Below are 26,926 nucleotides of genomic sequence, written 5' to 3'. Positions count from 1 at the left end.
AAAGGCGCGGACGGTTCCCGCGCAGGAATTTACGAGATTGAAACGCAGCACGCCGGCCCTCGACAAGGTTCAGTCATGAGTTTGTAGCGGGCAAGCGGGGCCTTGTCATCGCGGGATGCTCTGCGGGCTGCCTTGAAGCGCTTCCGCCTTCTGCGCGGCTGCCTTCGCATTGTCCTGTACCTTGGCGACGGCCCGCTCGATGGCCGATTCCACGAGATCGGGACTGGCGCGCAGCGCCCCCAGTTCGAAGGCCGACATGGCGAGCATCACATGGGTCAGGTTGGGCTGGGGCGTGCCGTCATCCGCGAAAAGCTTCAGGTCGTCTGTCGGGCTCAGGCCAAGACCTTCCACCATGCGGCCCGCATAATTGCGGTGCCGCTGTTCCTCAGAGGGGCAGGCCGTTGCGACCTGGACCTTCGGAGCCGCCGAGGCCGTCGCTGGCGGTTCCTTCACCGGCTTGCGACGGGTGGCGACAAGCGGCTTCGATGGGCTAGCAGGCTTCGGCCTCTCGGCCATGCCGGCTGCAATGCTCGGCACCCGGTATTGCGGCGTCTTCGGGGCCATGGGGATCACCACGGACACCCGGCCCGGCTTGCCGCCCGAACCGGCCTTCGCGGTGTAGCGCACCGCCCCACCCTTCTTTCGGCGCGAGGCGAGATATTGGGCCCGGACCGTGCCGCCGATTCCCCGCACGGCCAGCATCGCCATGCCGCCGATGCCCGTCGCGACATTGCACTCGGCCGGCGCCCAGCGACGCACGATGTCGAGGGCGGATTTGCGGTTGAAATCCAGATAGTAGCGCCGCAGCAGGGTGGCGGCGGCATCGGCGCCGTGGTCGGCTGAGGCGAAGCCCACATGGCCTTCTCTGTCGGTGGCGAGTTCCCCATCCCAGCGCGCGCTCTTGATGCACCAGTAATTGTTGAGCTTCACGCAACGGGTGACGAAGGGACGCTCGGCGCGGAACAGGGCGGCCAGGGCCACGACAGGCTTCGGCTCCAGGGCATCCATGGCCTCCGAGCGCCAGTTGGTGACCTCGCGATTAGCGGGTTCGTAGCGCGCCGCGACAGCCTGCGGCTCGGGCTGCAGGGCCTCGGCGCCGTGAGAACCGAGTTCGCCCGGCAGGAGCGCGCGAGCTGCGAGAACGAGCGCATAAACGGTCTGAGGCACCATGATGAGGATCAGCCCCCGCTTCGGACGAAACAATCAGGAAGGTTTCAGGCCAAACGATGGTGGGGCGGATATGTTCATCGGGCTTTGCGGTTCACAGGGATCGGAAACCGTCACCTTGACCGGCCGGATCCCACGATCCACGAATGGGGCGCTCTCACCAACCCCATGAGATCATGTCGCCCTCCATCTCAATCCGCCCACTGACGCCATCGGACGCCCAGGCTTTCCGCGATTTGAGGCTGGAAGCACTATCCAGTCATCCGGAAGCCTTCAGCTCCAGCCATGAGGAGGAATCGCCACGCAGCCTTGATGAATTCCGGGCACGGATCCCTGCCTCGGGGCCCAATGCGATCTTCGGCGCCTTCGCCGAGGGGCGCCTGATCGGCATGGCGGGCTTCGTCGTCTATGACCGGCCGAAGGCCCGGCACAAGGGGTTGATGTGGGGTGTCTTTGTGAAGCAGGATTGGCGCGGGCAGCGTGTGGGCAAAGCCCTCGTCCAGTCCGTGATCGACCGGGCCTCCCGGCACGTGATCATGATTGAGGCAGCCGTCGTGCTCACGAATGAAAGTGCCCGGCGGACCTATCACGGCCTTGGCTTCAAGCCTTACGGCATCGAGCCCAAGGCGATCCGGGTGGGCGACCGGTTCTACGACGAGGAGCTGATCTACCTGGAGTTTCCAGGCTCCTAATCGTCCTCGCCGCTGCCCAGCGATTTCGGGGTCACGAACCGCTCCAGCCGGCCGGCTTTCCTTGCGACATCGGCCCAGCTCGCCAGTTCGAAGTCGATCACTGCGAGGCCGGCGGACGGGTATTTCTGGCCGAGTCGCAGGATGCCGTCCATGTCGCCCTCACCGATCAGCAGCTTGGCGAGTTCCTCGAAGCCGGGATTGTGGCCGATAAGCAGAAGAGTGCCGGTCTCGGCCCCCACCTCCCGGACCACCTCAAGCAGCCGCCCGACCGGCGCCTCGTAGATGCGTCCGTCCAGACGCATCTCGATCTCGCCCAGGATGGGCTGAACCCGCTCCCATGTCTCCTGCGTGCGCCGGGCCGAGGAGACGATGGCAAGATCGGGCGCGAGCCTCTCCCGCTTCAGGTAATCGCCCATGACCAGGGCAGCCTCCTGACCCCGCTTCGCGAGGGGCCGGTCGATATCGAGGATGCCGGCGGGCCAGGCGGACTTGGCGTGGCGGAGGAGCAGAAGGCGGAGCATCAGCGTCCCTCACGTCTGGCGATGAAGGCGAGCTTCTCGAACAGGCTCACATCCTGCTCGTTCTTCAGAAGCGCCCCATGGAGCGGCGGGATCAGCTTGCAGGTGTCGCGCTCGCGCAGCTGCTCCGGGCCGATATCCTCGGAAAGCAAAAGCTTGAGCCAGTCGAGCAGCTCCGAGGTCGAGGGCTTTTTCCTCAAACCCGGAACCTCGCGCACGTCGAAGAAGATCTTGAGAGCCTCCTCGACCAGCCGGTGCTTGATGCCGGGATAGTGCACCTCGACGATCCGGGCCATGGTGTCGACGTCCGGAAACTTGATGTAGTGGAAGAAGCAGCGGCGCAGGAAGGCGTCCGGCAGTTCCTTCTCGTTGTTGGACGTGATGATCACGATGGGGCGCCGGGCGGCTTTGACCGTCTCACCGGTCTCGTAGACGAAGAACTCCATGCGATCGAGCTCGAGCAGAAGGTCGTTCGGAAACTCGATATCGGCCTTGTCGATCTCGTCGATTAGCAGCACCGGCCGCTCATCCGAGGCAAAGGCCTCCCACAGCTTGCCGCGCTTGATGTAGTTGCGGATCTCAGAGACGCGCGGGTCGCCGAGCTGGCTGTCCCGCAAGCGGGATACGGCGTCGTATTCGTAAAGACCCTGCTGGGCCTTGGTGGTGGACTTGATGTGCCAGGTGATCAGCGGGGCGTTCAAGGAGCGGGCGATCTCCTCCGCCAGAACCGACTTGCCCGTGCCGGGCTCACCCTTCACCAGAAGCGGACGCTCCAGGGTGATGGCCGCGTTCACAGCGACCGTCAGGTCCTCGGTGGCCACATACGATTCGGTTCCGGCAAAACGCGCCATTCCACTCTTCCTCGCTTTATCAGACCCTAAGTCCTGCCCCGGCCTTTCGGCAATCGTCCTCATAGGCTAAGCCCATGACAAACAAATCAGGAGGACAATGACCTATGGCTTATAACCGCTATCACAAGGACCGCATCGGCAATCATAAGCTCAAGCCTGAGACCCTGATGCTGGGCTACGGCTATGACCCGACCCTTTCGGAAGGCGCGGTGAAGCCTCCGGTCTTCCTGACCTCGACCTTCGTGTTCAACAGCGCCGAGCACGGCAAGGAATTCTTCGACTACGTGGCGGGCCGGCGCGAACCACCGCAGGGCGAGGCCGCGGGTCTCGTCTATTCCCGCTTCAACCACCCGAATTCCGAGATCGTCGAGGATCGGCTCGCCATCTATGAGGAGGCCGAGGCTGGTCTCCTCTTCTCCTCCGGCATGTCGGCCATCGCCACTACGATCCTGGCCTTCGCCCGGCCCGGCGACGTGATCCTCCACTCGCAGCCGCTCTATGGCGGCACCGAGACCCTGATCGCCAAGACGCTGGCCAACATGAGCATCGGGGCGGTCGGCTTCGGCGACGGCGTCGACGAGGCGGGCATCCGGGCCGCCGCCAAGGAAGCCATGGCCAAGGGCCGCGTTTCGGTGATTAAGATCGAAACGCCCTCGAACCCCCTCAATACCCTGGTCGATATCGCGCTCATCCGCACCGTCGCCGACGAGATCGGCCAGTCCCAGGGCCACCGCCCAGTCATCGTGTGCGACAACACCCTGCTCGGGCCGGTCTTCCAGAAGCCGTTGAAGAACGGCGCCGACATCTCGGTCTATTCGCTGACGAAATATGTGGGCGGCCATTCGGACCTGATCGCCGGCGCGGCGCTCGGCTCCAAGGAGCTGATGAAGACGGTGCGCCTGCTGCGCTCCTCCATCGGCACGCAGCTCGACCCTCATTCCTGCTGGATGCTCGGCCGCTCGCTGGAAACGCTGGCGCTTCGCATGAACGCGGCGAACCGCAATGCGGAGATCGTGGCGGCGTTCCTGCACGAGCACCCGAGCGTGGCGAAGGTCCACCACCTCGCCTACCTGCCCGAGGGCTCCCGCGCCCGGCAGGTCTACGAGGAGCAGTGCGACGCCCCCGGCTCCACCTTCTCGTTCGACGTGAAGGGCGGCGAACCGGAAGCGTTCCGGGTTCTCAACGCGCTCCAGGTCTTCAAGCTGGCGGTGAGCCTGGGCGGCACCGAGTCGCTCATCTCGCACCCGGCCTCCACCACCCATTCCGGCGTGCCGAAGGAAACCCGCGACCGCCTCGGCGTCAGCGATGCGACCATCCGCGTCTCCATCGGCATCGAGCACCCGGACGATCTGGTGGCCGACCTGGCGCAGGCGCTGTCGACGCTGGGGTAAGCTCACCCGTCATCCCGGGGCCGCGCAGCGGAACCCGGGATCGCCTGACAGTAATGGCTCCTAATCCTCGTGACGATCCCGGATCGCCTGCGGCGTCCGGGATCGCTCATGGGCAGCACTGGCGCCATGCGTTCTTGTCGCGCCCCCCACTCACCTTAAGCGGCATTAACCTCTTGCGCATCCCTCGCCGGTAGAACGACAATACTTTCAACCGGAAGGAAGCAATGGCCGCTGCGATAGACCTCTACGCCTATCAGGAACCGATCCTCTTCCTGGCAACGGCCGCCGTCGTGGTCCCGGTCTTTCACCGGCTGAGGGTGAGCCCGGTGCTGGGGTTCCTGGCGGCCGGCGCGTTGCTGGGGCCTTATGGGCTGGGGCGCTTCATCCAACAACACCCTTGGGTCAACTGGCTGACCTTCACGAATCCCGAGGGCACCTCCCGGATTGCCGAGTTCGGAGTGGTCTTCCTGCTGTTCACCATCGGCATCGAGCTGTCCTGGCAGCGGCTGCGCACATTGCGGCGAATGGTTTTCGGGTTCGGATCCCTTCAGGTGGCCCTGGGGGCCCTGGTCCTCGGCATCGCCTTCTTCGCCTTCAAACTCGTCGATACCATCACAGCGGCCACCATCGTTGGCCTTGCCCTGGCGCTGTCTTCCACTGCCATCGTGATCCCCGTTCTGGCCGAGCAAAAACGGCTCAATACGGTTGCCGGACGTGCGAGCTTCTCGGCCCTGCTGTTTCAGGACCTGCTGGTCGCTCCCATCCTGTTCACGATCGCGGTGCTCGACATCGGCAGGCCCGAGGTAACGCCGTCCACCTTTGTCATCCTGCTCCTGCAGGCGGGCCTCGCGCTGGCCCTGATCATCGGCCTCGGCCGCTTCATCCTGCGGCCCTTCTTTCAGCTCGTCACGGCCACGAAGAGCCCCGAGCTGTTCATGGCCGCCTGCCTGCTCGTCGTGATGGTGACCAGCATGATCGCCGCCGTCAGTGGTCTCTCGATGGCGCTCGGCGCCTTCATCGCCGGCATTCTCCTGTCGGAAACCGAGTATCGACGCGCCGTCGATGTCACGATCCAGCCCTTCAAGGGCCTACTCCTCGGAGTCTTCTTCGTATCGGTCGGCATGAGCCTCGATCTGTCCCGCTTCCTTGAAGCCCCCGTGCTGATCCTGTCGCTCGCCGCCATGGTCGTCATCGTGAAGGCTCTGACGATCGTGGCTCTCGGACGTCGCTATGGCCTCAACACGGGCGAGGCCGCCGAAACCGGCCTCCTCCTCGGCCCTGGCGGCGAGTTCGCCCTCGTGATCTTGGGCGCTGCGATGATCGCCGGCCTCGTACCGGGCGGCATCGGCCAGAATCTCCTCCTCGTGACGACGATCACGATGGTGGTGATCCCGCTTCTGGCCCGGCTCGGGCAGCGTCTGAGCCGCAAACTGGAGGTGAGCCGACCGCTCGATACCATCGTCACGGTCGCCCCGCCGGCCGATGAGGTCGGACGCGTGATCATCGCCGGATACGGGCGGGTGGGGCAGCTCGTCGGGGATATGCTGGACCGCCACAAGATCCCCTATCTCGCCATTGATCTGGATCCCGCCCGCGTGGCTGCGGAGCGCAAGGCCGGCAAGCCCGTGTATTACGGCGACGGTTCCTATCCGGAATTCCTCCGTGCCTGCGGCATCGACCGCGCACTCGCGCTCGTGATCACGCTGGACACGCTCAGCTCCATCGAAGGCGTCGTGACCGCCGCGCGGCAGGAATGCACCGACATCACCATCGTGGCCCGTGCTCGCGACGCCCGCCATGCGACCCAGCTCTATGAGCTTGGTGTCGACGATGCGGTTCCGGAAACCATCGAGGCCTCTCTTCAGCTGAGCGAGGCGGTGCTGAGCGACATCGGCGTTCCGATGGGTCTCGTGATTGCTTCGATCCATGAGCGGCGGGACGAATTCCGGGAGCTTCTCAAGAGGAGCGATCCGAAGCACGACCCGAACCGCGCCGTGTTCCAGGCACGCCGGCGCGTCGGCAGGACCTCCTCGGCCGTGGCCGGAGAGTGACCGGATGTTCCTGACCTTCTTCACAGAGCTGCGCGCGGCCAAGGTGCCGGTCTCCTTCCGGGAGTACCTAGCCCTGTTGGAGGCGCTCGACCGGGATCTCGCCGACAAGAGCGTGGAAGAGTTCTACTACCTCTCCCGCACCTGCTTGGTGAAGGACGAGCGGCATTTCGACAAGTTCGACCAGGTCTTCGCCCATGTGTTCAAGGGCCTCGAGAGCGTGGGCCGCGCGGTCGAGGAGACCGGGATCCCGGAGGAATGGCTGCGCAAGCTCGCGGAGCGCTACCTGACCGACGAGGAGAAGCGCCAGATCGAGGCCATGGGCTGGGACAAGCTCTGGGAAAATCTGAAAAAACGCCTCGAGGAGCAGAAAGGGCGCCACCAAGGCGGCAACAAGTGGATCGGCACCGCCGGCACCTCGCCCTATGGCGCCTATGGCTACAACCCGGAAGGCGTGCGCATCGGCCAGGACAAGAACCGCAACTTCCGCGCCGTGAAGGTCTGGGACAAGCGCGAGTTCAAGGATTTCGACGACAGCGTCGAGCTCGGGGTGCGCAACATGCGCATCGCGCTCCGCCGCCTGCGCCGCTTCGCCCGCACCGGCTCGGCCGAGGAACTCGACCTCGACGAGACGATCCACGAGACCGCCCACAAGGGCTATCTCGACGTGCGCCTGCGGCCCGAGCGCCGCAACGCCGTAAAGGTGCTTCTCTTCCTCGACGTCGGCGGCTCCATGGACTGGCATATCGAGATCGCCGAGGAGCTTTTTTCGGCTGCGCGCCTGGAGTTCAAGCATTTCGAGCACTTCTATTTTCACAACTGCGTCTACGAGAACGTCTGGAAGGAGAACCGCCGGCGCTTCGACGAGAAGATCCCCACCCTCGACGTGATCCGCACTTATCCGTCGGATTACCGCGTGGTCTTCGTGGGCGATGCCTCCATGAGCCCCTACGAGGTCACCCATCCCGGCGGCTCCGTGGAACACTGGAACGAGGAGTCGGGCCAAGTCTGGCTGCGGCGCATTCTCGATCACTTCCATAAAGCCGTATGGCTGAACCCGGTGCCGCAGCCGCATTGGGGGTATACGCAATCGATCAGCCTGATCCGCCAGACCTTCGGCGAGCGCATGTACCCGCTCAATCTCGAAGGCATCGACCACGCGATGCGGGAACTGGTCCGCTAGGCATGCCTCCAGAATCCGGGAACCGGTTTGCCGAAGGGACAGCCTAAGGTTAAGAAGCCTTATGTCTCAGACTTATACCCACAGCCCCAAGCCCTTCGGCGGCCCGATCTCCTTCACCCTCAAGGGCAGCACGCTCACGGTGGATTCCGGCCGTAAGGTGCATGAGGTCCAGCTCGGCGCCGTGGACACCGTGCGCATGACCTTCGAGCCAGGGCGGCTGGCCCAGAAATCCTACCGCACCAAGGTGATCATGAAGGACGGCAAATCCTTCACCTTCAATTCCCTCGACTGGAAGAGCCTCGTGGAGGCGCAGGAGATGACGAAGGAATACCGCGCCTTCGTGAAGGCCCTGTGCGAGGCGATCATCCGATCCAATCCGCAGGCGCGGTTCGTGGCCGGCAAGCCCATGGGTCTGTGGCTGCCGACATCCGGCCTCGCCATCGCGTCCCTTCTGGCCATGGCCTATCTGGTCTGGCAGGCGTTCCAGATGGGAGCCAACGGCGTCGGGTTGCTGGGGATCCTGCTGGCCATCGTCGGCTATTGGCAGATCGAGCCGATGATCCGGCTCAACAAGCCCCGCCCGTTCCGGTCGGAAGCGCTGCCGGAAGAACTGCTGCCGAAAGCGTCTTAGGACCTCGGCACATCAATTCTCGTCGTCATGGCCGGAACAAGCCCGGCCATGACGACGGAGGGTGAAAATCAAGCCCTCACCACCAGCACCGAGCACTTGGCGTGGCGCACGATGGTGGAGGCGTTGGAGCCGAGCAGGTAGGTGGCCATGGTGGGCCGGTGCGAGCCGACGACGATGAGATCCGCGCCTGTCTGCTCGGCCTCGTCCAGAACCTCGGCATAGACGGAGCCGAGACGAACGGCGGTCGAGACACGCTCGGCCGGCAGCGCGACCCCGGCCGCCACCTCGGCGAGCTTGGCGTCCGCCTCGCCCTGCTGCTCCTCGTCGAAGGCCGGAGGCATGAACTCCATGTAGGTGACGGGCACGATGGCACGCACATAAATCAGCCGCAGGGTGCCGCCCGAACTATTGGCGAGTTCGACAGCCTTGTCGATCGCAGGCTTGGCCGCCTCGACCTCACCGAGATCAACGGGAACGAGAATGGTCTTGAACATGGATCTGCCTCCAGGTCAGCCCTGCCGGGTGGGGGTGTGAACGACGAGGCCGTCGAGCTCCGGCCGCACCCGGATCTGGCACGAGAGCCGCGAGTTGGGGCGCACATCATAGGCGAAGTCGAGCATGTCTTCCTCCATGGGTTGAGGCTGGCCCGTGGCGGCTTCCCACTCCTCGGCCACATAGACATGGCATGTGGCACACGAGCATGCGCCGCCGCACTCGGCCTCGATGCCGGGAACGCCATTGCGGATGGCCGTTTCCATAACGGTTGCGCCCTCTTCCGCCTCGACGGTGCGGGAGGTTCCCTCAGAATCGATGAACGTGATCTGGATCATTGCGGACCTCTGGTTGCTGGCGCATACTTATGACAGACCGCACCGGAAGACGAGAGACAGACCCGATCTATGCCGTCTTTTTGCCGCATTGTGCCCCGTAGTGCAGGTTACTAAGCCGTTAACGACGTTCGCAAGTGACAGGGGACATCCGGTTTCCTTGTTTCAGATCGGCCGCTAGACTTGCTTGGTAAATGACAGATTACCGTGCGGAAGCCCCTAAAGGGTCGTCCGGAGCGGCTGAGGCCATGCATTCACCTTGCTTTACGTGAAAAGAATGCGGCTTCAGAATCATCAGTTGCGTCACGAGGGCGGATCATGGCGACCGAGAACAAGAAGATGAAAGACCCGGCTGAGGCAGCCCTGACGGCTGTGGAGCAGGCGCTCAACCTCGACGATACGTTCGTGATCCACACCCCATCCCGTCCGGGCGATAAGGCCTTTGGCGACGAGCCCAAGCTGCCGGACATCGACGATCACGACTTCACCAAGGGTCCCTTCGGGCTCGGATCGGATTCCCTCTCCGCCCACGCCGACGATCACGACCCGCGGCTCGACGACATGGCCCGTTCCGGTTTCATCGCCCCCGACCGGAACGCCGTCGCCAATGACGACCGCCAGAATGTCGGCGTGATGCTTCAGGCCCTGCAGGTCCGCCCCTCCCGTCGCGCCTACTGGCTGGCGGCCCTCTTGTCTCTGCTCTGGATCGGCGGCGTCGGCGCCCTCATCTACACGCAGGGCATCACCACGCCCGAACAATTGCTTGCGACGTTCTCGACGTCCCAGCTCGCGCTCGGCGCCGTGGGGCTCGTCGGTCCGATCTTCCTGTTCTTCATCGCCGCCATGCTCACCGTCCGTTCGCAGGAGATGAAGCTGGTGGCTCGCGCGGTCGGCGAAGTAGCCGCGCGTCTCGCCCAGCCCGAGAACTTCTCCACCGACGCGGTCCTCTCCGTATCGCAGGCCGTGCGCCGCGAGGTGGCGGCCGTCGGCGACGGCGTCGAGCGGGCGCTGGCTCGCGCCGGCGAACTCGAGACTCTCGTGCGCAGCGAGATCTCGACCCTTGAGCGCGCCTATTCCGATAACGAGATCCGCATCCGCTCGCTCATCGACGAACTCGTGGCTCAGCGCGAGGCCATCGTGTCGAACGCGGAGCGCGTGCGCGGCTCGATCACCGGCGTGCACCAGAACCTGATCCAGGACCTCGACGGCGCCAGCGAGCGTGTCGTGTCCGCCGTCAGCGGTGCGGGCGACAAGGTCACCGCCTCCCTTGAACAGCAGGGCGACCACATCACCCAGGCTCTGGGCCGCGCAGGCGAGCGCGTCGTGGAGGAGATGGCGAGCCGCGGCGTCGAGCTGGTCGAGCGCCTCGCGGGCTCCAGCGACGAGATCAAGAACGGCATCTCCGAGGTCGGCGTCACCATCACGACTGCCCTCGAGAGCAAGGCCCAGGACATCACGGGCGCATTCGAGCGCACTGGCGACCTGCTGACCCGCCACCTGCAGGATGGTGCGAGCCAGGTGACCCGCACGCTGGCCGAGACCGGCCGTGGCGTGATCGACGCCCTCGCCCAGCAGGGCAACGACGTGCGCGAAGCCTTCGAGCAGACCGCCCGCACCCTTGAGGACAGCTTCGCCCAGCGCGGCGCCGAGATCACCGAGAAGCTTGCCGCCACCGGCGGCGTGATCGCCGACGACATCTCCGCCCGCACGGCCGAGATGCGCGACCAGATCGCGGCAGCTGGCACCTCCGTGAGCGAGGAGATCGTGACCCGCGGCACCCAGATGCGCGAGCAGCTCTCCGAGACCGGGGCGTCCCTGGTTCAGGCGCTCACCACCAGCAGCGGCACCGTGCGCGAGGAGTTCGCCCTCACGGCCGGCTCCCTCATCGAAGAGCTTACGACCCGCGGCAGCTCCCTGCGCGAGCAGCTTGCCAGCACGGGCACCGGCGTCGTCGACGAGATCGTGCTGCGCGGCAACGAGTTCCGCGAGGGCCTTGCGGCCACGGCGGGCGACGTCACCCGCGAGATCAGCCAGCGCGGCAGCGAGGTGCGCGAGCATCTGGAGAGCGCCGTGCGGCTCGCCGACGAGTCGATCGGCACCCGCGTCGAGGATCTCGCCAGCCGCCTGGAGAGCGCCAGCCTGCGTGTCAGCGAATCCGTCACCGTCCAGGGTCAGGCCCTGGAGACCAGCCTCACCCAGGCCGGCGAGCGCCTGTCCGCCCTCATGGGAACCCAGGTCGAGGAATTCCGCTCCGCGTTCGAAAACCGTGGCCATGAATTCTCCGAGACCCTCTCCCTCCACACCGAGGATGCGCAGACGCGTCTCGCCAATACCGCGAAGGACATCGTTCTCGCCATCGCGAGCCAGGGCTCGCGCGTCAACGAGGCCCTCAACCGTACGGCCGAGACCCTGTCCACCACCGTCGACACCCGCACCCGCGACATGGAAGAGACCCTCGTGGCCCGCCTCACGGCCCTGGAGGACGTCACCACCCGCGGCAGCGAAGTGGCCGAGCGCATCTCCCGCGATGTGGGCAGCATGACGGAGACCATCACCGGCCGCCTCGAAGAAATGGACCGCCTGATCACCGTGCAGGGCCGCACCGTCGCCGAGTCCTTCACCGAGCGTGCCCGCGAGGCGACCACGGCCATCGAGACGCAGCTTACGGCTCTCGAGGAGCACGCCTCCCGCCGCACCACGGAGATCACGGCCAACTTCGACACCATCGTCGAGCGGGTCGACAGCGTGCTCGGCGCCCGCTCGACCGCCCTCAACGAGGCTCTCGTGGTGCGCACCGGCGAGATGGCCCGCGTCATGGCCGAAGGCGGCCGCGATGTGGCCACGGCCCTCCAGGCCCGTGTGGACGAGATCAGCCAGGCGATCACGGCCAAGACCAACGCCATCGCCGATACCCTATCCTCCAGGGCCGAGCAGATCGGCCAGTCCCTCGACAGCCGGATTGCCTCGATCAACGAGGTCCTGGGCAGCCGCGCCGACGAGATCTCCGAGACCCTCGGGACTCGCGCCTTCGAGATCAACCAGACCCTTGGCTCCCGCGCGGAAGAGATCGCCGCGACCCTCGGCAGCCGCACCGAGGAGCTGGCCGCCGCTCTCAACCAGAGCGTCACGATGCTCGAGGAGGGTGTGGTCAACCGCCTGACCGGCGCTGCCGAGACCATCGACGAGCGCGGTCAGGCCGTTCTCGGCTCGCTCACAAGCCGCATCGGCGAGATCCGCTCGATCTTCGACACCCAGGGCGCTTCGCTCGTCGAGAGCCTGGGCAATCGTGGCGAGGTCATCGGCCGCGAGGTCGCGGCCATCAGCGACACGACCCTGCGCAGCCTCGAAGAGCGCAGCGACACCCTCCTCTCGTCGCTCCAGGAGCGCACGATGGAGCTCACCGCTTCCTACCTGCAGTCGACGGAGGCCGTGCGTGCATCCATCAACGCGGGAACCGAGCAGACGGTGGAGGCCCTCACCGGCGCCAATGAGCGCCTGCGGGGCGAGCTCACCGAAGTGCTCGGCCGCCTGACCGACGCCAACCGCATGCTCCAGCAGGTGGCGGCTTCCGCCAGCAGCAATCTCGGAGCCGTCGAGGACGGGCTGACCGGCCGTGTCCAGCACATCGAGACGCTCCTGTCGGAGATCGCCACCCAGACCGGGCGCGCCTCCGATCAGGTGGCCGAACAGGTCGACGAGCTGCGCAACGTGTCGTCCGGCGCCCTCCAGCAGGCCCTGGAACTGGCCCGCAGCCTCGAGGAGCGCGGACAGGCGCTCACCAGCACGACCAGCGAGCAGATGCGCACTCTCACCGAGGCAGCCGCGGCCCTGGAGCGCGTCGAGGTCCGCATGAACGAGGCCCTCACCAGCCGCCAGCAGGCCCTCGACGAGCTGCTGACCCGGATCGGCGAGCGCTCGCAGGACCTCGACTCCGTCACGCGTTCCTTCACCAGCCTTCTGGAGGGCTCCCTCGAGAGCGCCGAGGCCAAGGCGCGCCAGATCGGCTCGGTGCTGGCCTCAGCGGCCGACACCACCACGGCGGCCATCGGCGAGCAGTTCGACCGCATCCGTGCCACCACCGGCCAGGAGAGCGAGAGGACGGCCGAGGCCCTGCGCGCCAGCTACGAGCAGGCGACCGTCGAGATGGCAGAGGCCTTGGGCAAGGCCACGGCACAGTTCCGCGACGCAATGGGCGAGCTGCGCGGCATGACGGGCAATATCCAGCGCGAGCTGGAGGCCACCCGCGCCGAACTCCGCCGCGGCGTCGTCGAGCTGCCGCAGGAGACCCAGGAGACGACCGCCAACATGCGCCGCGTCGTCGCCGATCAGATCAAGGCTCTCAACGAGCTCTCGGCTCTGGTGACGCGCTCGAACCGCCTTGTCGATGCCTCTCCGGCCGCCCAGCCGCGCAAGGCCGCCGTCAACGAGACCCCGGTCGCCGCGACCATGGCGGCGGTTGCCGCCGCGGTCGAGCAGCGCATCGCCCAGACCCCGCCCCCCGCGCCGACGCCCGCCCCTGCTCCGGCATCGGTGGCCCGTCAGGCCGAGCCCAAGCCTGCCCCGGCGCCCGCGCCAGTGCGCCAGGCACCGCCTGCGGCCGAGCGTCCGGCTCCCCGCCGCGACGAAGCCGCTCCCCGTGATGCTGGCGCCCGTGGCGGCTGGCTGTCGGACCTCCTCAACCGCGCCTCCCGCGAGGATGCGGTGGAGCCGGCGCGCAACACGGCAGGCCGTCCCGACCGCGCCCGCACTAACAGCCTCGAGTCGCTCGACTCGATCTCGGTCGACATCGCCCGCATGATCGATCACGACGCGGCTGTGGAGCTGTGGGACCGCTACCGCCGCGGCGAGAGCAACGTGTTCACCCGCCGGCTCTATACTCTGCAGGGTCAGCAGACCTTCGAGGAGATCCGCCGCAAGTACGGCCGTGACGAGGAGTTCCGGCAGACGGTGGACCGGTACGTGGAAGAGTTCGAGCGCCTGCTCGCCGAAGTCTCCCGCGATGACCGCGACTCCATGCTGACAAAGACCTACCTGACGTCGGAGACCGGCAAGGTCTACACCATGCTGGCCCATGCCAGCGGCCGGTTCGACTGAGCCTTCTCCGTCTCGATTGAATACGAAAAACGCGGCCTCCGGGCCGCGTTTTTCGTTGTTGATGGTCTGCTAATGCGCCGGTGTCATTCCTAGCCGGAGCGTAGCGGAGGGAAATCCATGGCTCAGCGCGTGAGAGTGGATCCCCTTCCCTCGCTGACGCTCGCCGGGGATGACACCCTCTTCGTCATGGCCGCACTTGTTGCGGCCATCCACGTCATTGAGCCACAGCGCTATAAAGACGTGGATGCCCGGGACAAGTCCGGGCATGACGGTCCACTGGAACTAGACTTGGCGGATTGGTTAGCTGCCTCTTTAAGCCGGCGCCCGATCCTCACCCGCCGCAGCGGTGCCAGGATCCTCGCGGCGCGGCAGGTGGCTGCCGCTGACCCAGCGGACGATGTCGAGCATGACCACGGAGAGCGCCTCGTCGAGGGCGCGAGCCGCGTTCGGGGCGTCGACGGCACTGGCCGGGACGCTGGCGCGGAAGATCCGGCCATTGACGATGCGGCCATCCCGGTCGCTGACGATCTTCACGGAAATCTCGGCGACCGCCTGGTTGTCGGGGGTCGCGATCTCGAAGCGCCGCAGCTCGGAGACGAGCTGGACATCCGCCACCGCTCCGCTGCTGGGACGTGAGACGCCACGCAGCTGGGAGGAATTCTCGAAGGTGTTGATCAGGCGGGTCTGGATCAGACGGGGCAGGTTGTCGGCCCACTGCCCTCCTCCGATGAACGACACGGATCCACTCGTGTCCTTGACCAGGATCTGCTGGGTCGAGAGCTGCTGCAGGGCCGCAGGCTCGTTCACCAGCACCTGAACGCCGGCCGCCCCCCGAATCCGGGAGGACGGCGCCGACAGGTCGAAGGTCGCCGGAGCAGGCCCCGACGAGCAGGCGCCCGCGAGGGCAGCCAGCAGCGCCACCGGAGCAAGGCGCCGGAGCAGGCAGGCTCGTTTAATCGGGGAGGTTACCACGGAGGATCCACGCATACCGGTTACTTAACGGCGTCCATTGTACTCGGGGAGGTTCGAACGGCCACCGAAAAGAAACTGCTGTGGATTACGTTCGATGCTGCGCACCGCGCGGCTGATGTCGCCGAGGGTCCTGCGACCCTCGACGGCCAGCGCCTCGTATTCCCGCAGGCCCGAATCCGTGAAGCGGCCGACACCTGACAGCACGCCCTGGATGCCCTCGGTCCGTGCGTTGAGGTCGTTGGCAAGCTCCCGCACGGAAACGGCAGCGGCGCGGATTTCGTCGAAGGCGCCCTTGCCCGCCTCGCCGGAGGCCGAGCCGAGGAACTTCTCGGCTCCGGCCAAGACGCCGTCGATGCGGTCCGCCGACTTATTCAACTTCTCGGTGATCGAGCGCGCCTCCTGGATTGCCTTGTCCACATCCGGGCTGCGGCGGCTCAGGGTCTGGGTGAAGGTGTCGATATTGTCGACCGTGCGGCCAACCTTGGCCGGATCGACGGCCTGGGCCAGTTCCGCGATCTCACCCACGGCCCTGTCCAGCTTGGGCGCGGTGACATTGAGAGACGCGATCAGGCTCGCGGCGTCCCGGAGGGCATTGTTGATGGTCTCGCGATTCTCCCCGAGAGCTCGGGTGAAATTATCCGTATTCTCGACGATCCGCGCGACCCGCTGTCCATCAATGGAATTGGCGACTTCCTCGACCTTGTCGACGGTTCGGCCGACCTTCGCCGGGTCGATGGCCTTTGCGATGTTGGAGATGTCTCCTACGGCGCTGTCGAGCTTCGGAGCGGTCTCGTTGAGGCGAGCCACGAGGCTATCAGTATTGCGCAGGGTGCTCTCCAATGCCTGCCGGCTTGCGCCCAGGGTCTGGGTGAAGCCTTCCACATTCTCGACGATCCGGGTCACGCGCTGCGGATCGACCGCCCGCACGACCGTGTCCACGTTGGTGGCGAGCGTCTCGAGCTTCTCGGCCAGAGGCCCGACCTTCTCGGCCGCCTGCCCCACCTGGGCCAGGAAGCGGTCGATGCCCTCCGCGTTCTCGCCCAGGGCCTGGGAGAAGCGCTCCACGTTCTGGATGGTGCGGCTGACCGAAGCCTCGTTGTCGGAGACCACCCGGCCGACCCGCTCCAGCACGTCGTCAGCCCGCCGGGCGATGTTGCGGGCGCTCTCGATGAGATCCTGGAAGTCGGAGCGGTCGGCGAAGATCGTCGGCATGGGCTGGCCGGGGCCGGCCACCAGCGGGGGCGCTCCCGCCTCGCCGCCGGTCAGCCCCACATTCGCGACGCCGGTCAGGCCCTGGTATTCCAGGCGGGCGCGGGTGTCGGCCCGGATCGGCGTGGTGCTGTTGACGGACGCGATGGCCACCACCCGGCGCGGATCCTCCGGCAGAAGCTCGAGGGTCGAGACCTCGCCGACCCGCAGGCCGTTGAAGGACACGCTCGAGCCCTGCGAAAGGCCGGAGACGGAACCGGAGAACACGATGCGGATCGTCTGGCGGGCCTGACCGCGCTCGCCACCGGAGAACCAGTAGACGAATCCGAAGGCCGCTGCGATCACCGCCAGGGTGAAGAGGCCGATCAAGGCGTAATTTGCACGCGTTTCCATCGTTACCCTTGCGCGCCGCCGGCCATGACCGCGCGTGCCCGTTTCCCATGAAAATAAGAGCGAAGCCACGGATGGTCCGAGGCCAGCATCGCCTCGATGGGACCCTCCGCGAGAATTTTTCCCTCGCCCAATGCCGCTATCCGGTCGCAGACCGAGTAAAGGCTGTCGAGGTCATGGGTTACCATGAATACGGTCAGGCCTAAAGTCCGCTGTAACGTCGCAATCAGGTCGTCGAACTCGCCGGCGCCGATGGGGTCGAGGCCGGAAGTCGGCTCGTCGAGAAAGACGATTTCCGGGTCGAGCGCGAGTGCCCGCGCCAGGGCCGCACGCTTGATCATGCCGCCGGACAGCTCTGAGGGCAGCTTGTCGGCGGCGTCCGAATTCAGGCCCACCATCTCGATCTTGAGCATGGCCAATTCGTCGAGCAGCCGGTCCGACAGGCGCAGGTATTCGCGCATGGGCACCTGGATGTTCTGCTTAACCGTCAGGGCCGAAAACAGCGCTCCCTGCTGGAACAGCACGCCCCAATGGCGTTCCAGCTGGCGGCGCTCGTTCGGCGACAGCTCGTCGAGATTCTGGCCCAGCACCTCGATGGTGCCCGCCCGCTTGGGCACGAGCCCCAGGATGGCGCGGGTCAGGACCGACTTGCCCTGGCCCGAGCCTCCGACGAAGCCCAGGATCTCGCCGCGATACACATCGAGATCGAGCCCCTTGAGGATGGTGCGTTCCCCGAAGCCGACCTCGACGCCGCGGGCGCGGATGATCACCTCGCGATTCTTCGTCAGGTCGGGATGTCGGCGCTCGAGCATCATCTCAGTAATTGATCGCTGCAAAAAACATGGCGAAGAGGCCATCGAGCACGATGACCATGAAAATGGCCTTCACCACCGAGGAGGTCACGTGGCGGCCGAGCGACTCTGCGGATCCGGCGACCGCCATGCCTTCCAGGGTGGCGATGATCCCGATGACCACCGCCATGAAGGGCGCCTTGATGATGCCCACCAGAAAGGTGTTCATGCCGACAGCCGCCCTGAGGCGCTCGAGGAAGATGTCCGGGCTGATGCCGCCATAGACCCAGGTTGTCAGGCCGCCGCCGACCAGTGCCGCGATGGACGCGATGAAGGTCAGGAGCGGCAGGCCGATCAGGAGGGCCAGAATACGCGGGACGATCAGGACCTCGATGGGGTCGAGCCCCATAACCCGCAGGGCATCGATCTCCTCCCGCATCTTCATGGAGCCGATCTCGGCCGTGAAGGCAGAGCCGGAACGACCCGCCACCATGATGGAGGTGAGCAGCACGCCCAGTTCGCGCAGGACCAGGATACCGATCAGGTCGATGACGAAGGGTGTCGCGCCGAACTTGACGAGCTGGAAGATACCTTGCTGGGAGACGATGCAGCCGACGAGGAACGAGATCAGCACGATGATCGGCACGCCGCGATAGGCGATCTGCTCCAGCTGGTTGACCACCGCCGTGCCCCGGAAGCGACGGGGATGGACGATCACCCGCACCATCGCGGCGACAAGTTCGCCCAGGAAACCGACGCCGCCGACCAGATCCTTACCGGCCCCGGCCACGCTCTGGCCCACATCGACGAGGAAATCGACCGAGCGGGAATGCCGGGGCTTGGGCTTGCCCTGGAAATCGCGGTAGGCCGCCTCCTCCAGGAGGATCTTCTGCTCCGGCGAGGCATTGGCGAAATCCGCCTGCCCCTTGACCGACAGTTCATGGCGGGTCCGGTCGAGGGTCCAGGCGCCGAGGGTGTCGAGCCGCTCGACGCCGCTCAGGTCGAAGACCAGGGGGAAATGGTCGGCCTCCGCCTCGATCTCGCCGACGAGGGCCTCGACGCGCTGGGCATGCGGCGCCGTCCAGGGACCCGACAGACGCACCGTCGTCTGCCCGCCCGAGCGCTCGATTGTCATGTCCGGCCCTTGAGCCAGGGTGCCCTGCGCCACGATTGTCCCTTCGGCGTTGATTCCGCTTGGTGATAGCGTGTCATTGCGTCACAAGTCGAGACGAACTTCATCACGAGAAGCCAAGAGTCATCACGAGAATGCGTCAGCTCACCGTTTCCATCGACCGTTTTCCCATCGCGGGAAAGTTCACCATCGCCCGAGGCTCCCGCACCGAGGCCGTGGTGGTGACCGCCACGATCAGCGAAGGTGGCGCCGTCGGGCATGGGGAATGCGTGCCCTACCCGCGCTACGGTGAGACGGTCGAAGGCGTTGCGGCGGCCATCGAGGCCATCCGTCCCCGGATCGAGGATGGCCTGACCCGCGAAGCCCTCCAGAGCCTCATGCCCGCAGGCGCGGCGCGCAACGCGGTCGATTGCGCCCTCTGGGATCTCGACGCCAAGCGGTCCGGCATCCGCGCCCATGTGACGGCAGGCCTCACCCGCTGGCCGCCGGTCACCACCGCCTACACGATCAGCCTCGATAGCCCTGAAGGCATGGCGGAGGCCGCCGCAAAGGCCGCGGAGCGGCCGATCCTCAAGGTCAAGTTCGGAGCTCCCGACGGCGATATCGAGCGGATCAAGGCCGTGCGCCGGGCCGCCCCCCAGGCGACGCTCATCGCCGACGCCAACGAGGGCTGGACCGAGGCCAATATCGAACAGCATCTCTCGGCCTGCGCCGAGGCCGGCTACGCCCTGGTGGAACAGCCGCTGCCGGCCAAGGAGGACGGTTATTTAAGCCGGATCTCGCGTCCCGTGCCGATCTTGGCGGACGAGAGCGTGCACGACCGGGCGAGCCTCGACCGTCTGGTGGGGCTCTACGATCTCGTCAACATCAAGCTCGACAAGACCGGTGGTCTGACCGAGGCGCTGGCACTCGCCGATGCGGCGGAGGCCAAGGGCTTTTCCATCATGATCGGCTGCATGGTCGGCACCTCGCTCGCCATGGCTCCGGCCATGGTGCTGGCGCCGCGCTCCCGCTTCGTCGATCTCGACGGCCCGCTGCTGCTGGCCAAGGACCGGGAGCCCGGCCTGCGCTACGAGGGCAGCATCGTCTATCCGCCGGAGCCCGCCCTCTGGGGCTGACGTTTTTGCAGTCGGATGACGACTATCATCAGCAGAACGCCGATGGCTCCCAAGGGGGCCATCGCGGCGAACACGCCTGCCCCCACTCCGCTGTAGATCATCCCGCTGACCACGGTGGAGACCGCCGTGGTCAGGGCAGCCAGCGATCCGTAGATACCCTGCGCTCGTCCCCTGGCCTGCATGGGAGCAAGCGCCGTCAGGGCCGCCATGGTGCCGATATGGGTCGCGGCGAACGACAGGGCATGCATGGCCTGGAGCACGAACATGATTTCGATGCCGGGCTGAAGCGACATGATCGTGAAGCGGATCGCCGCAGCAGCGGAGCCGATCAGGATGAGCCCGACGCCTGATCCGCGCCCGACCGCGCGGCCCAGGAAGATGAAGACAAGAATCTCGGTGACCACGCCGGCGGCCCAGAAATAGCCGATGACCTCGTCCGAGAAGCCGATGGAGCGCCAGTAAATGCTGGCGAAGGCATTCAGCGCGCCGTGGCTGCCCTGGGTCGCCGCGCCCGCGATCAGCACGATCCAGAGAATTGTCGAAAGTCTTGGAGAAGCCTGGCTCTTCCTGGGCTCATCCTCGAGCACAGGCTCGGGGAGGTCCTGAGGAACCACCATGAGGGTCGCGGCAATCCCCAGGACCGGAATGAGCGTCAGGGCGACGATCACGGCATCCGCCCCGAAAGCCCCCACCAGATAGCCGCCGATAATGTTGGTTATGAAGAAGGCCACCGAGCCGGCTCCCCGGATCATGCCGTAGTTCAAACCGGGATGCTTCTGGACCGCATTGGTGGAGACGAGGTCGTTGCCGGGAATGATGCAGGATTGCGCAACGGCCACGAGGGCCACGAGGGCGATGATCGCCAGGCTGCTGTCGCTGATCAGGAACAGGGGAAAGCCGATGAGCTGACCCAGGTGGCTCGCCAGAAGAAGCCGTCGCGCACCCAACGAGCGATCCGCGAGGCTCAGGAGCGGCGCGGTCGCCAGGATGCGGACGATGATGGGAATGGCGACCACGAACCCGATCAGCGTGGGCGACAAGGCCTTGCTCTGCAGCCAGAGCGGGAAGAACGGCAGGTACATCCCATGGCTGGTGAAGCTGGCGGCCTGAAGGGCACCCAGCCGAAGTTCGAGAGCTCTGATCGGACGCATCGAGGACAGGGTCTTCCGGGGCCCAAAATGGCCCAAATCAACAAGAATCCGGTGCAAGACCCCCTCTCTAAAGCGTTAGAGGGGTTGAGCGTGCACCCGCTTTGGACCCATCTGAGGGATAAGTGGAATCAACCCTGGCGCAGATGGATCCCGGCACCATGCCCGATGAAGAGACAGACGTCACGCGCAGTGACCTGGATTTCGACACCATCGAAGCCGCCGTCATGGAAACCGCGCGCGGCCGCTGGTTCCTGAAGGAATATGCAAGGCGCAACCGCAATGCGGACACCCAGGCCGTGCTGGAGGCCCTGGAGCGCCTGAAGGACAAGCCCCTCGACGCTGGCACCGTCGCCCCTCTCAAGGCCTACCTGGAGGATATGGCTGCCGCTATCCGGCAGACCATGGAGCACGTGCGATCCTTCCCGGCGACCGAACCGGCCGACCTGTCTGAGGAGGAGCTTCAACAGGCCGCCGAACAGCGCATCCGGCAGATGGTCCGAACGCTCCTCTATCTCGAAGGCCGTATCCAGAGCATGGTCGACTTCACCAGAGTCGAGATCGAGCGCACCGAGGTCTCGCTGGAATCAGGCCCTTTCGACGGTGAGAAGGCCCGGCACCTCCATCCCCACTCTGCTTTCCTGATGTAGCGGCGCCTAAGCCCCTGCGTGGGCGGTCTCGATATTGGAGAAGAACTGCCGGGCGCTTTCCTGCCAGGTGAAGGTCTCTCCATAAGCCCGGCAGCGGTCATGAGGGATATCGAGCGCCGCGAGGGCTGCCTCCCGCAGATCCTCCTTGAGGATCCCGCATCCGGAGGAGCCGATCACATCCATGGGCCCCGTCACCGGGAAGGCCGCGATCGGCAGCCCGGAGGCGAGCGCCTCGAGCAGGACGATGCCGAAGGTATCGGTGAGGCTCGGGAAGACGAACACATCCGCCGAGGCATAGACCCGCGCGAGATCCTCGCCGGTCAGCGGGCCGAGAAAGCGAGCCGCCGGGTACTTCACCTCCAGGACCGGGCGCAAAGGGCCATCGCCGACGACCACCTTGGTGCCGGGAAGATCCAGTCTCAGGAAAGCCTCCAGGTTCTTCTCCACGGCGACGCGTCCGACATAGAGGAACACGGGCGCCGCCGCGTCCAGAACCCGTTCCTTGCGCGGCCGGAACAGGCTTGTGTCGACGCCGCGGGTCCAGCGCATGATGTTCCTGAAGCCTCGCCCCATCAGCTCCCGTTCGAGGGAGGGCGTGCTGACCATCATGGCGCGGGCGCTTTCATGAAATCGCAGAAGCGCCCTGTAGGACCATGATTCAGGGATCGGCGTGCGGGCGGCAACGTATTCCGGAAAGCGCGTGTGATAGCTTGTGGTGAAAGCCCGCCTCTGCCGCGAGCAGACGAGGCGCATGGCGAGCCCGATCGGCCCCTCGGTGGCAATGTGGACGTGGGTGGGCTTCACCTCGTCGAGAATGCGGGCGATGATTCCTGGTCGCGTCAGCGAGAGGCGGATCTCCGGATAGGTCGGCATGGGAAAGGAGCGGAAGCGCTCCGGCGTCAGGAAGACGATTTCGGCGCCAAAGCGCGGTGCCTCCTCGGCCATATGCTCCAGCGAGCGCACCACGCCGTTGATCTGGGGCCGCCAGGCATCGGTGGCGATCAGCACCCGCATCAGGCCGCCCTCTCGCTGACCGTAGGAGTCATGGCGCTCTGTTCCGCAGCCTTTTCCAGCTGGACGTCTGTCCACCGGACGAGCTGGAATGAACCGTCGTAATGCTCCACCACGGCAGTGCAGGATTCGACCCAGTCGCCGGTATTCACGTAAGCCACTCCGAACTGATCGTGCATGACCGCATGGTGGATATGGCCGCAGATCACCCCGTCTGCCGCATGCCGCTCGGCTTCTGCTGCAAGCAGCTCCTCGAACCGGCTGATATAGTTGACCGCGTTCTTGACCCTCAGCTTGGCCCAGGACGAGAGAGACCAGTAGGTCAGGCCGAGGCGCCTGCGGACCATGTTGAGATGGGTGTTGACGAAGAGAGCGGCCGTGTAGGCCCCGTCCCCGAGGAGCGCCAGCCAGCGGGCGTGCCGGACTACGAGATCGAACTGATCCCCGTGGATCACGAGGTAGCGCTTGCCGTCGGCGGCCTCGTGCAGGGCGTAATCCGCCAGCTCGATGCCCCCGAGATTGACGCCGAGATAATCGCGCAGGAACTCGTCGTGGTTGCCGGGAAGGTAGACGAGTCGGGCGCCTTTCCGGACCTTGCGCAGGAGCTTCTGCACCACGTCGTTATGCGCCTGCGGCCAATACCAGCCCGATTTCAGCTTCCAACCGTCGACGATGTCGCCGACCAGATAGATGGTGTCGGCATCATAGGCCTTGAGGAAGTCGAGCAAGGCCCCGGCCTGACACCCCCTGGTCCCGAGATGGAGGTCCGACAGGAACAGCGTTCGCACACGAATGGGATCTGCATCCTGAGCCATGGACTTCCCCGACGATTTTACGGCCTCCAGCCAAACCGGATTCGCATCTCGTCCCCATGACGGTTTGCCTGCAGATTTGTGACGTTGCAGGGAAATCGGTTTCACCACGGCTCGATTTACCATAGAGGCTTCGTTGCGGATCAATCGGAGATCATGATGAGCGTGCCTGACATCGTAGGGCTCTTGGGCGTTGCAGCCTATTTATCCGCCTACGGCCTCCTGCAGATCGGCTTTCTGAAAGTGGAGGATCTGCGTTACGCCCTTCTCAATGGCATCGGCGCGCTTCTTGTTCTTTACTCCCTGATCTACGACTTCAACCTGGCGTCCTTCGTGACGCAGTCCGCTTGGCTCATTCTTACGCCTTTAGGCTACATGCGATCACGCACGAGGAAGCCCCGGACAGCCTGAAAGCGCTTCCGCATCATTGATCGTCGCTGCAAGGAGTAGGATCGCTGAATTCAAGCCCATGCACCCGGCGCAGGGGCTTTCGACCCGAATGAGGCTTCACGCGGCCGCCTGACCGTGGTTGTCTGCATTCCCCTCGCCTTATGCTTCACCCGTGACGATGCTCTTCCTGTGAAACCTCTCCTAGGAATATCCCTCAAAGTCCTGTCCGCCCTCGTCTTTACGATGATGTCGGCGACGCTCAAGACGATGATGGTCCGCTATCCCATCGGAGAGGTCGTGTTCTTCCGTTCGGCCTTCGCCCTGCTGCCGCTTCTGGTATGGCTCAAATGGCAGGGAGACCTCGTCAATGCGGTGAGAACCAAAAACGTCATCGGACATTTCAAGCGTGGCTTCATCGGGACGAGCGGCATGTATCTCGGATTCGCGGCGCTGTCCTACCTGCCGCTCCACGATGCCATCGCCATCGGCTATGCCTCGCCGCTGATCGTCGTGATCCTGGCGGCTCTGCTCCTCAACGAGAAGGTCCGGGCCTATCGCTGGACGGCCGTCGCCGTCGGGTTCGTGGGCGTTCTGATCATGCTGTCTCCCTATTTGAAGATCGAGACCTTCTCAGGCGGTTTGGCTGCTGGGCCAAGCCTGGGAGCCATCTGCGCCTTCGCAGGCGCCTTCTGTTCGGCGGGAGCCATGATCCAGGTGCGGCGCCTGACAGCCACCGAGAAGACCGGCGCCATCGTGTTCTATTTCTTCATTCTGGCATCGGTCTTGTCCCTCTGCACGATTGTGCTCGGCTGGCACATGCCCGATGCCCTGGACTGGGCCCTGTTCGTGGTGGCCGGGATCCTGGGAGGGATCGGGCAGATCCTGCTCACCCAGAGCTATCGTTTTGCCGACACCTCGGTCATCGCCCCATTCGAGTACACCACCATGATCTGGGCGCTTCTGTTCGGCTGGTTCGTGTTCGGGGATCTGCCCACGCCAACGGTGCTCACCGGCGCCACCATCGTGGCGGCAACAGGGCTGTTCATCGTCTGGCGCGAGCACCAGCTCGGATTGCTGCGCACCAAGGAATTCCAGGCCGCCCCTCAGCGACCCGGCGTCTGAGACACGCCCTGAAGGGGAAAAGGAAGACCGCGGCCCCTGCGGTGCTTGACCCGCCCTGCCGATTACCCCACAACCGTTTTGAGGAACGGACGTACGGTTTTTCAGAACAGAGGCAGCGATGGGCGTCGAGGGCAAAGAACGGAGCCGGGACCTGGAAACGGGCGCGCAGGTTCTGTCCGGCAACATGGGCAAGACGATCCAGCGTCTGCGCAAAGCCTACAACCTGTCCCTGTCGGAGCTCGCCGAGCAATCCGGGGTCGCCAAGTCGATCATCAGCCAGATCGAGCGCAACGAGACCAACCCGACGCTGGCCACCATCTGGCGCCTGAGCCAGGCTCTCGACGTCTCGATCGAGCGGGTTCTCGCCTCGGGGGATGAAGAGCCCTTCATCGAGAAGTCGTCCAGGGCCGACACGCCGATCCTCGTCTCGGAAGACGGCAAGATGCGGCTCGCCATCATCGGCTGGCTCAAGACCATCGAATGGCTGCAATGGTACGATGTGCAGTCTGAGCCCGGTGGCGTTCTCGACTCGGACAGCCACCAGCGCGGCTCGGTGGAATGCCTGTCGGTTCTCGAGGGCGAGTTCGAGGTCGAGGTGGGTGGAGTCGTCCAGCAGGCCAAGACTGGCGAAAGCCTGCGCTATCGCTGCGACCGTCCCCATTCCGTCCGCTGCATCGGCGACAAGCCCGGCCGCGCCACGATGGTCTGCATCCTCAAAGCCGCCGTCATGGATTGATGACAGGCCTCAATCCTTCCGAAATTTACTCAGGTTTCTTGAAGCCCTGCTTCGGCGGCAGGGACAGAAGGTACTCGGCCATCGCGGCACGATCCGCTTCAGGCAGTTGAGCCGTATTGGCAACAACGGCGCCCATGGGTCCGCCAACCGTGTCGAAGAGGGGCGTCTCGCCGGTCTTCAACAATGTCGCCAGTTCCTCGGGGCTCCAGCCGCCGATGCCTGACTGATGCGGCGTGATGTTGGGAACGGTGCCCCTGCCCTCCGGGTCAGGACCGCCGGCGAAGCGGCGCTCTTCGATGATGGCGCCGGCAAAATTGCGCTCGCTGTGGCACTCGGCGCAATGGCCCGGGCCGTTCACCAGATAGGCTCCGCGATTCAGGCTGGCCGATTTCGTTGCATCCGGCGCAAAAACCTGTCCATCAAGGAAGGCCAGTTTCCACAAGCCGACGCCGCGGCGGATGTTGAAAGGGAACGGCAGCTCGTGATCCCGCACGCGGCCCTCGACGGGGGGCAGCGTCTGCATGAAGGCGAAGAGGTCGGAGAGGTCTTCAGCGCTCATGCGCTGATAGGACGTGTAGGGAAACGCCGGATAGTAGTGGCGCCCGTCCGGGGACACGCCCTCGCGCATGGCGCGGACGAAATCGGCCGTCGTCCAGGAGCCGATACCGTCCTGCTTGTGGGCTGAGATGTTCGGAACGTGGAAGGTGCCGAACGGGGATTTCAGGGCATATCCGCCGCCGAGCCGCAGCTTGTCGTCACTGTTGGGAACCGCATGGCAGGAGGTGCAGCCTCCGGCGAAGAACAGGATGCGGCCGTTCTCCATATTCGGAGTCCGGTTGCCGTCCGGGGCGGATGCCTCGGCGCGGATGAGGCGATAGGCCGATGGCGATGTGAGGGCCACAAAGCCGATCACGCCGAGAATGATCAGGGCGACCAGCCCGATAAACGCCTTACGCATCGCCACTTCTCCAAATGAAATAGGCGGCCTAGAGCATCGAATGGATCCCAAAAGTGCAAGTCCACTTTTGGGTCCGATGCTTTGG

Annotated in this window: 24 protein-coding genes; 11 read left to right on the top strand and 13 right to left on the bottom strand. The window is 65.2% G+C overall.

All coding sequences use genetic code 11. The features are described from left to right. Window positions 1-105 precede the first annotated feature (105 nt). Window positions 106-1,170, bottom strand: coding sequence for a hypothetical protein (locus tag FHR70_RS06785; RefSeq protein WP_183448316.1), 1,065 nt, complete (start codon window positions 1,168-1,170; stop codon window positions 106-108). Window positions 1,171-1,343: 173 nt separating this feature from the next. Between FHR70_RS06785 and FHR70_RS06780 the strand changes: the two genes are divergently transcribed. Beyond that, entirely contained in the window at window positions 1,344-1,859 is a 516-nt protein-coding gene (locus tag FHR70_RS06780; RefSeq protein ID WP_183448314.1) for a GNAT family N-acetyltransferase, read from the top strand. Here FHR70_RS06780 and FHR70_RS06775 read toward each other — a convergent pair. Continuing rightward, entirely contained in the window at window positions 1,856-2,380 is a 525-nt protein-coding gene (locus FHR70_RS06775) for a SixA phosphatase family protein (protein ID WP_183448312.1), read from the bottom strand. The genes FHR70_RS06780 and FHR70_RS06775 overlap by 4 nt on opposite strands. After that, entirely contained in the window at window positions 2,380-3,228 is an 849-nt protein-coding gene (locus tag FHR70_RS06770; RefSeq protein ID WP_183448310.1) for an AAA family ATPase, read from the bottom strand. Before FHR70_RS06770 ends, FHR70_RS06775 begins: the two co-directional genes overlap by 1 nt. 104 nt (window positions 3,229-3,332) lie before the next feature. Here FHR70_RS06770 and FHR70_RS06765 point away from each other — a divergent pair, with 104 nt between their 5' ends. The 4 genes from FHR70_RS06765 to FHR70_RS06750 all read left to right on the top strand — a co-directional run bounded on the left by FHR70_RS06765 (window position 3,333) and on the right by FHR70_RS06750 (window position 8,481). Next, window positions 3,333-4,619 carry a cystathionine gamma-synthase family protein gene (locus tag FHR70_RS06765; protein ID WP_183448308.1) on the top strand — a complete coding sequence of 429 codons (1,287 nt, stop codon included), beginning with the start codon at window positions 3,333-3,335 and terminating at the stop codon, window positions 4,617-4,619. Between the two features lie 224 nt (window positions 4,620-4,843). Then, window positions 4,844-6,670, top strand: a complete 1,827-nt coding sequence (locus FHR70_RS06760; protein ID WP_183448306.1) for a cation:proton antiporter domain-containing protein — start codon at window positions 4,844-4,846, stop codon at window positions 6,668-6,670. A 4-nt stretch (window positions 6,671-6,674) separates the two neighbouring features. Continuing rightward, a complete protein-coding gene (locus FHR70_RS06755) occupies window positions 6,675-7,850 on the top strand; it encodes a vWA domain-containing protein (protein ID WP_183448304.1) in 1,176 nt (391 codons plus the stop codon). A 61-nt stretch (window positions 7,851-7,911) separates the two neighbouring features. After that, window positions 7,912-8,481 (top strand): hypothetical protein, encoded by a 570-nt coding sequence (locus FHR70_RS06750; protein WP_183448302.1) that lies wholly within the window; start codon window positions 7,912-7,914, stop codon window positions 8,479-8,481. 68 nt (window positions 8,482-8,549) lie between these two features. Here the strand turns inward: FHR70_RS06750 and FHR70_RS06745 are convergent, their stop codons facing one another. Beyond that, window positions 8,550-8,975 carry a universal stress protein gene (locus FHR70_RS06745; RefSeq protein WP_183448300.1) on the bottom strand — a complete coding sequence of 142 codons (426 nt, stop codon included), beginning with the start codon at window positions 8,973-8,975 and terminating at the stop codon, window positions 8,550-8,552. Window positions 8,976-8,990: 15 nt separating this feature from the next. Next, window positions 8,991-9,311, bottom strand: a complete 321-nt coding sequence (locus FHR70_RS06740; RefSeq protein ID WP_183448298.1) for a 2Fe-2S iron-sulfur cluster-binding protein — start codon at window positions 9,309-9,311, stop codon at window positions 8,991-8,993. A gap of 315 nt (window positions 9,312-9,626) precedes the next feature. Between FHR70_RS06740 and FHR70_RS06735 the strand changes: the two genes are divergently transcribed. Further along, the gene (locus FHR70_RS06735) at window positions 9,627-14,402 is read left to right on the top strand and encodes an apolipoprotein A-IV repeat region-like domain-containing protein (RefSeq protein ID WP_183448296.1); all 4,776 of its coding nucleotides are present in this window, start codon (window positions 9,627-9,629) and stop codon (window positions 14,400-14,402) included. 312 nt (window positions 14,403-14,714) lie between these two features. Here the strand turns inward: FHR70_RS06735 and FHR70_RS06730 are convergent, their stop codons facing one another. From FHR70_RS06730 to FHR70_RS06715, 4 genes are read right to left on the bottom strand one after another with little or no spacing between them, the layout of a single operon-like run. Further along, entirely contained in the window at window positions 14,715-15,374 is a 660-nt protein-coding gene (locus FHR70_RS06730) for an ABC-type transport auxiliary lipoprotein family protein (RefSeq protein WP_343058739.1), read from the bottom strand. A gap of 24 nt (window positions 15,375-15,398) precedes the next feature. Continuing rightward, complete coding sequence (locus FHR70_RS06725) at window positions 15,399-16,976, bottom strand: MlaD family protein (RefSeq protein WP_183448292.1); 1,578 nt, start codon at window positions 16,974-16,976, stop codon at window positions 15,399-15,401. Window positions 16,977-16,978: 2 nt separating this feature from the next. After that, the gene (locus FHR70_RS06720) at window positions 16,979-17,785 is read right to left on the bottom strand and encodes an ABC transporter ATP-binding protein (protein WP_183448570.1); all 807 of its coding nucleotides are present in this window, start codon (window positions 17,783-17,785) and stop codon (window positions 16,979-16,981) included. Between the two features lie 4 nt (window positions 17,786-17,789). Beyond that, complete coding sequence (locus tag FHR70_RS06715) at window positions 17,790-18,899, bottom strand: ABC transporter permease (RefSeq protein WP_183448568.1); 1,110 nt, start codon at window positions 18,897-18,899, stop codon at window positions 17,790-17,792. Window positions 18,900-19,030: 131 nt separating this feature from the next. Between FHR70_RS06715 and dgcA the strand changes: the two genes are divergently transcribed. Further along, complete coding sequence (gene dgcA / locus FHR70_RS06710; RefSeq protein WP_183448290.1) at window positions 19,031-20,014, top strand: N-acetyl-D-Glu racemase DgcA; 984 nt, start codon at window positions 19,031-19,033, stop codon at window positions 20,012-20,014. On the opposite strand, the gene FHR70_RS06705 is transcribed toward dgcA, so the two are convergent. Then, the gene (locus FHR70_RS06705) at window positions 19,984-21,165 is read right to left on the bottom strand and encodes an MFS transporter (protein WP_183448288.1); all 1,182 of its coding nucleotides are present in this window, start codon (window positions 21,163-21,165) and stop codon (window positions 19,984-19,986) included. The genes dgcA and FHR70_RS06705 overlap by 31 nt on opposite strands. Window positions 21,166-21,287: 122 nt before the next feature. Between FHR70_RS06705 and FHR70_RS06700 the strand changes: the two genes are divergently transcribed. Further along, window positions 21,288-21,812 carry a hypothetical protein gene (locus tag FHR70_RS06700; RefSeq protein WP_183448286.1) on the top strand — a complete coding sequence of 175 codons (525 nt, stop codon included), beginning with the start codon at window positions 21,288-21,290 and terminating at the stop codon, window positions 21,810-21,812. Between the two features lie 6 nt (window positions 21,813-21,818). On the opposite strand, the gene FHR70_RS06695 is transcribed toward FHR70_RS06700, so the two are convergent. Together FHR70_RS06695 and FHR70_RS06690 are read right to left on the bottom strand one after the other, a co-directional pair. Further along, entirely contained in the window at window positions 21,819-22,826 is a 1,008-nt protein-coding gene (locus FHR70_RS06695) for a glycosyltransferase family 4 protein (RefSeq protein WP_183448284.1), read from the bottom strand. Then, window positions 22,826-23,638 (bottom strand): UDP-2,3-diacylglucosamine diphosphatase, encoded by an 813-nt coding sequence (locus FHR70_RS06690; protein ID WP_183448282.1) that lies wholly within the window; start codon window positions 23,636-23,638, stop codon window positions 22,826-22,828. Before FHR70_RS06690 ends, FHR70_RS06695 begins: the two co-directional genes overlap by 1 nt. A 156-nt stretch (window positions 23,639-23,794) precedes the next feature. On the opposite strand from FHR70_RS06690, the gene FHR70_RS06685 reads away from it, so the two are divergent. From FHR70_RS06685 to FHR70_RS06675, 3 genes are all read left to right on the top strand, one after another. After that, the gene (locus tag FHR70_RS06685) at window positions 23,795-24,046 is read left to right on the top strand and encodes a CBU_0592 family membrane protein (RefSeq protein ID WP_183448566.1); all 252 of its coding nucleotides are present in this window, start codon (window positions 23,795-23,797) and stop codon (window positions 24,044-24,046) included. A gap of 168 nt (window positions 24,047-24,214) precedes the next feature. Continuing rightward, window positions 24,215-25,147, top strand: coding sequence for an EamA family transporter (locus tag FHR70_RS06680; protein WP_183448280.1), 933 nt, complete (start codon window positions 24,215-24,217; stop codon window positions 25,145-25,147). A 118-nt stretch (window positions 25,148-25,265) separates the two neighbouring features. Further along, window positions 25,266-25,883: a helix-turn-helix domain-containing protein gene (locus FHR70_RS06675; RefSeq protein ID WP_183448278.1), complete on the top strand. Its 618-nt coding sequence runs from the start codon at window positions 25,266-25,268 to the stop codon at window positions 25,881-25,883. Between the two features lie 25 nt (window positions 25,884-25,908). Here FHR70_RS06675 and FHR70_RS06670 read toward each other — a convergent pair whose 3' ends face one another. Next, window positions 25,909-26,841, bottom strand: a complete 933-nt coding sequence (locus FHR70_RS06670) for a c-type cytochrome (RefSeq protein WP_183448276.1) — start codon at window positions 26,839-26,841, stop codon at window positions 25,909-25,911. Window positions 26,842-26,926 lie beyond the last annotated feature (85 nt).

This window comes from Microvirga lupini (genome assembly GCF_014191055.1).
Taxonomy (GTDB): Bacteria; Pseudomonadota; Alphaproteobacteria; order Rhizobiales; family Beijerinckiaceae; genus Microvirga; species Microvirga lupini_A.
This window is presented reverse-complemented; position numbering and strand designations above follow the sequence as displayed.